Annotated in this window: 5 protein-coding genes and 1 riboswitch; of the genes, 2 read left to right on the forward strand and 3 right to left on the reverse strand. The window is 38.7% G+C overall.

Annotated elements, in window-relative coordinates; all coding sequences use genetic code 11:
* Positions 1-103 precede the first annotated feature (103 nt).
* Positions 104-673, forward strand: coding sequence for a TonB-dependent receptor domain-containing protein (locus ACQR30_RS17400; protein ID WP_429737059.1), 570 nt, complete (start codon positions 104-106; stop codon positions 671-673).
* Positions 674-775: 102 nt separating this feature from the next.
* Here the strand turns inward: ACQR30_RS17400 and ACQR30_RS17405 are convergent, their stop codons facing one another.
* A complete protein-coding gene (locus ACQR30_RS17405) occupies positions 776-1,825 on the reverse strand; it encodes an ABC transporter permease (protein WP_429737060.1) in 1,050 nt (349 codons plus the stop codon).
* 47 nt (positions 1,826-1,872) lie between these two features.
* The gene (locus tag ACQR30_RS17410) at positions 1,873-2,967 is read right to left on the reverse strand and encodes a vWA domain-containing protein (RefSeq protein ID WP_429737061.1); all 1,095 of its coding nucleotides are present in this window, start codon (positions 2,965-2,967) and stop codon (positions 1,873-1,875) included.
* Positions 2,968-3,120: 153 nt separating this feature from the next.
* Between ACQR30_RS17410 and fbaA the strand changes: the two genes are divergently transcribed.
* Positions 3,121-4,194: a class II fructose-bisphosphate aldolase gene (gene fbaA, locus ACQR30_RS17415; protein WP_429737063.1), complete on the forward strand. Its 1,074-nt coding sequence runs from the start codon at positions 3,121-3,123 to the stop codon at positions 4,192-4,194.
* Positions 4,195-4,606: 412 nt separating this feature from the next.
* Here the strand turns inward: fbaA and ACQR30_RS17420 are convergent, their stop codons facing one another.
* Positions 4,607-4,897: a DUF6088 family protein gene (locus tag ACQR30_RS17420; protein WP_429737064.1), complete on the reverse strand. Its 291-nt coding sequence runs from the start codon at positions 4,895-4,897 to the stop codon at positions 4,607-4,609.
* A 210-nt stretch (positions 4,898-5,107) separates the two neighbouring features.
* A riboswitch (SAM-I-IV-variant riboswitch) is annotated at positions 5,108-5,205 on the forward strand.
* Positions 5,206-5,440 lie beyond the last annotated feature (235 nt).

Consider the following 5,440-nt stretch of genomic DNA (forward strand, 5'->3'; position numbering starts at 1 on the left):
CCATTCTAAAAGCGAGTAATAAACTTGGAAACCCAATGTAAAAGTACCTTTTCTGAAACCTCAGGTATTTGATAATTATGAAATTGGTGGCTGGATATCCTTTGTGCAAAATATATTGTATGCAGATTGGAGTTTGTATCGTCTAAACGGAACAAATGAAATTATTTCGATAAGAAATGACGACGGATCTTCTGTAAATGCAAACGCCGGAAAAACGCGTCATACGGGTATTGAATATGGGTTGCATTTTAAGCCAAACCAACAATGGGAGTTGCGAATAAGTGGCACCAATGCAAACCATAAATTTATCCGGGATATGGAAAATGGTGCTGATTACAGTGGCAATGACATGAGTGCCGCGCCACATTTTCTATTGAACGCAGAAGCCGTTTACCATCCGCCATTCATCAAAGGATGTAGAATAGGAGTAGAGTGGCAGAAAATGGGAAATTATTTTATGGATGATGCCAATACTACTAAATATAGGGGCTTCAGTGTGTTTAACCTTCGTACGGGTTACGAAATAAAGAAGTTGGAAATATGGGCGAATGCCTTAAATGTTTTCAATACATATTATTCCAATCTCGCAACAAAATCAAATTACGGATACAGCTATAATTTAGGTAGTCCTTTTACAATTGCTGTGGGTATTCGTTATCATTTTGGGAAATAAGACTTTGGCCCTTACGCGTATAAAACGAAATTGATGAAGGTCAAAAAAGGCCATGGCAGTGGGGCGACAACTCTGTTCGATTACAGGAGAAAGCAATTCTAATCAGTCGGTCAACTTTACACGTGGATCTATAACCGTGTACAAAATATCCGCGACAATATTGACGATTACGAAGAAGGAAGCGGTAATCAAGACGCTACCCATGACCACAGGGAAATCAAGGTTTTCCAGCGCGTCTACGGTAACCTTACCGATGCCCTTCCAGTTGAAAATATATTCTATAAAGAAAGTACCTGCCAATAATTCGGCAAACCAGCCTGTAACGGCAGTCGCTACCGGGTTTAAGGCATTGGGTAATGCATGTTTCCACACAACAGCGCTTTTGCTTAAACCTTTTGCATAAGCCGTGCGGATATAGTCTTTATGTAAAACATCGAGCATCGTACTTCGCGTAAGCTGTGTAATGATAGCCATGGGTCTTATTCCCAAAGTGATAGCGGGAAGAATTAAATTTTGCAAGGCCAGATGTTTGCCGGTAACGGGGTCGTATTCATACAAACTACCCGTCATATACAAGCCCGTATATTTGTGCAAGACAAATCCAAAAATATAGGCAATCACGATTCCAATAAAAAATGAAGGTGCTGAAATGCCCAGAACACTTGTAAAGACGGCGGAACTATCCAGCCAGGTATTCTGTTTAACCGCTGATAAAATACCTAAAGGAATGCCCAGCAGAATCGCCAATAGCATAGCGGTGAATGAAAGGATAATAGTGCCGGGCAGGGCCTCCATTAATATTTCGGTTACTTGTTTTTTACTTTGATAAGAGCGACGGAGATAAGGTATCTTGATGCCCAGCTTTTCATTTCCGCCTATAAAAAATCCCCTTAAATGTTTCTCCTGAATTTCCTTTTCCGTGTTAATGCTGATTGGAGAAACATCATTTAAATAAAATAAGAATTGTTTCCATCTGGGCTGATCAAGTGCTAATTCTTTGCGTACATTTTGTATGGTTGCGCTATCGCCGGTTTGACCAAGTACCAAGCGCGCCGGATCACCAAATCCTTGAAACAGAAAGAAGACAACAACTACCACACCTGCTAAAACGAGGATGCCATAAGCGATTCTTTTTAGTAAAAATGAAAACATTTTTTGCGGTAGATTTCTTTACGATGAAGTTATGATTTGTAGGGCAATTAATACACATTTCTTCTTTTACCGCTTTCAAAATCTTTGAAAATAAAGGATCCCAGATTATCTAAAGTCGCGAAGTAGGCCTTGCCGTTGTTGGTTTCCGTAAATTCGGTTACAAACTCCTGTAAATATGGATCTGAGGCAATCATAAAAGTGGTAATGTCTATTTTTAGTTTTTTGCACTGTGCTGCAAGGTTGATACACCGGTTCGTAATTTTTCTGTCAAGGCCAAAAGCATTTTTATAATATTTTCCACCAATTTTCAGACAAGTAGGTTTGCCGTCGGTAATCATAAATATTTTTTTGTTGGCGTTTTTTTTGCGCCGTAAAATATCCATCGCCAGTTCCAGGCCGGCCACAGTGTTGGTGTGGAAAGGGCCAACCTGCAAATAAGGCAAATCCTTTATTTCCACGGTCCAGGCATCATTGCCAAAAACCACGATATCTAAAGTATCTTTTGGATATTTGGTGGTAATCAATTCGCTTAAGGCCATGGCTACTTTTTTTGCGGGAGTAATGCGGTCTTCGCCATACAAAATCATGGAGTGTGAAATGTCAATCATCAAAACAGTAGATGTTTGTGCTTTGAAATCTGTCTCCCGAATTTGCAAGTCATTTTCATCCAAAGAGAAATTTTCCAGGCCATGGTTGATTTGTGCAGCACGAATACTTTCCGTGAAATCTATTTGTTCTAGTTTATCGCCAAATTGGAAACTGCGAATATCCGGGCTTACTTCGTCGCCCAAACCGGTTTTTTTGGTAGTATGTTCCCCTTTTCTTGATTTCTTTAACTTATTGAAAATTTCTTCTAAGCTGCGTTGACGAATACCTTGCTCAGTCTTGGAGGAAATAGCGTAGGTACCGGATATAGGATCTTCTTTCAGGTAACCATTGTCCTTTAGATCTTGAATAAAATCACCCATGCCATAATTTTCTCCGGTCAGCTGAAACTGTTTATCCAATTCATTCATCCATTGCAAGGCTTCCTGTGCATCGCCATTGGTGTAAGGGAGTAATTGCATGAATATATCTAGCAACTGCTCAAATTTACTCTTCTGTGCGTCAGGTATAAACTGCGAAAATTCAAAACCTTTCATCTACTAATAATTAAAGATGTAAGGTACGAAATTATGAGCAGAATTGTAGATATACTGTGCCATTGCGCTAACATCAGTTAGGTTGCTAAATTGGAAAAACATCTGTATATTGCCGGGCTTTTATCATATTATTTTAATAAAAAAGAAAGAAAAATGTCAAAACACAGAGCCGGTGTTTTATACGGCGAAGAACTTACAGCTTTGTTTAACGATGCAAAGGAAAATAAATATGCAGTTCCTGCAGTAAACGTTATAGGAACTAACTCGGTGAATGCAGTTCTAGAAACAGCAGCCAAGGTAGGCTCACCCGTTATCATCCAGTTTAGCAATGGCGGGGCGCAATTCTTTGCCGGTAAAGGGATGCCTAATGATAAGTTACAAGCGAATATCAGCGGTGCTATCAGCGGCGCGCTGCACGTGCATAATGTAGCCAAATATTATGGAGTACCCGTCGTTTTACATACTGACCATGCTGCTAAAAAATGGCTGCCCTGGATTGATGGATTGATTACAGCTGGTGAAGCTTATAAGAAACAAAATGGTCAGCCTTTATTCAGCTCACATATGCTTGATTTGAGCGAAGAACCATTGGATGAGAATATTGTAACGTCTGTAGAGTTCTTTAAAAGAATGGAGCCTTTAGGCATGTGCATCGAAGTGGAATTAGGTGTTACAGGTGGTGAAGAAGATGGTGTGGATAATTCACAAGTGGATAATTCAAAACTTTATACGCAACCTGAAGAAGTTTATGCAACCTATGATAGCTTAAATAAAGTAGGCAGTTTGTTTACAATTGCGGCGGCTTTCGGAAATGTTCATGGTGTTTACAAGCCGGGTAATGTAGAATTGCGTCCTGAAATATTGTTGAACAGTCAAGAGTATGTTGCCCAAAAATTAGGATTGACCAAAGATGCACGTCCGGTATCTTTTGTATTCCACGGTGGTAGCGGTTCCGACAAAAATCAAATAAATGAGTCTTTGGATTATGGTGTGGTAAAAATGAATATTGATACCGATATGCAGTGGGCATTTGCCGAAGGGGTTTTCGATTATTACAAAAAGAACGAAGCTTATTTGCAAGGCCAATTGGGCAACCCTGGTGGTGCAGATGCGCCCAATAAAAAATATTATGACCCTCGCGTATGGTTGCGCAAAGGTGAAGATACTTTTGTAAAACGTTTGGAAGAGGCCTTTACCGATTTGAATTGTATTGGTAGAAATCAATAAGATAAAGATCAGTAGGCATGGCAGCAGCTTTCCAACTATTTTGCTGCTTTATACAATGCATTGAGAGATCCTCTTTTAATGCATTGTATTTTTTTGCCTAGGTATTGCATTTAATAGCCCGTTAAAAAGGGAGGGTAGGTGGTCGCTGGCGTGTATTTTGGTGGCTTTTGGTGGCTACACAGACTTAGAATGCTTTGCACAGATTAGATAAGCTTATGACAATTGCCTGCTGCCATTGTAATCAGAGTGCCGAGCATTGGTAGGGTGTGATTCTTTTTAGATCGCGAAATAGACGACCAAAAACCGAAGATTTTTTTGTGCATCCGTAAGTGATAACCATTCTGTCATTTTACTAATTTAAAAGTTTCAGAATAAAATCATGAATACGCGCGAACGCCAAAACTAAGTCGTCTTATAACAGTGCCGGTTTTTCATTCAACAGACAATCTTTCAATTTAGCTTTTACCTTTTCCGATATATTTTCTGTTCCTAGTTCTTCTAGCGCTTGTATTACCAAGTTGCTTAGCGGTCCCTTTAATGCCATTTTTTGGGGTGTAGTGGGTTTAAAATTAACTTCGATATTACCTATATTATGTATTCTAAGATTCGTAACTGATAATATTTCTTTATTGTGTCGATTGGTGGTTGTTCTGAAAATTACATTATTAATCGGTAAATCAGACCGCGTCACCGAATCATGCATTGTGATAATTAGGTACAGTCTAGATCTTTTTGAAGTGCACTAATTGTCATTATTTAGGTTTATGAACCCATATGATTTTGATATTTTAGGTTTTAATTCCTATAAAATATAGTATTCTATTTTTTTACGTGAAAATGGATTAGTTAATCATTATTTTTCTAAAATTATAGTCTATAAGTTTGGTAGACTAATATCCATTTATTACCTTCGCATCAGCATCAAGAAGTTATTCATGTAACGCCAACCGAGCGCGGAATGCTACGGTGGTAAAATGATGAGGGTTTTACCAACCAAAAAAGTTCGAGAGCTGGACACGGCTCTTCAACGTTTCACTTTTTTTGATGCAATATTTTTTTAACTATTTAAAATTGTATTGCTATGTATGTAGATTTTTTGTTAAAAGAACAGCAGGGAAAGTTCAAATCAGAATTTGAAAACCTACCCATCGAAAAATTGGTCGAGTGTTTCAACAAACAAGTCCGATGTTTAACTGGAAACAGCATTCGCGAGGTTTACCTGGACGCATTGAAGGATGAACTGCTG

Origin of the sequence: Arachidicoccus sp. (genome assembly GCF_050436765.1) — a bacterium.
In the GTDB taxonomy this organism is placed as follows: Bacteria; Bacteroidota; Bacteroidia; order Chitinophagales; family Chitinophagaceae; genus Arachidicoccus.

What these genes read in the sequence shown, in the direction of transcription:
- ACQR30_RS17405 (WP_429737060.1), bottom strand. Translation starts at nt 1,825, where the DNA reads ATGTTTTCATTTTTACTAAAAAGAATCGCTTATGGCATCCTCGTTTTA.
- ACQR30_RS17410 (WP_429737061.1), bottom strand. Translation starts at nt 2,967, where the DNA reads ATGAAAGGTTTTGAATTTTCGCAGTTTATACCTGACGCACAGAAGAGT.
- fbaA (WP_429737063.1), top strand. Translation starts at nt 3,121, where the DNA reads ATGTCAAAACACAGAGCCGGTGTTTTATACGGCGAAGAACTTACAGCT.
- ACQR30_RS17420 (WP_429737064.1), bottom strand. Translation starts at nt 4,897, where the DNA reads ATGCATGATTCGGTGACGCGGTCTGATTTACCGATTAATAATGTAATT.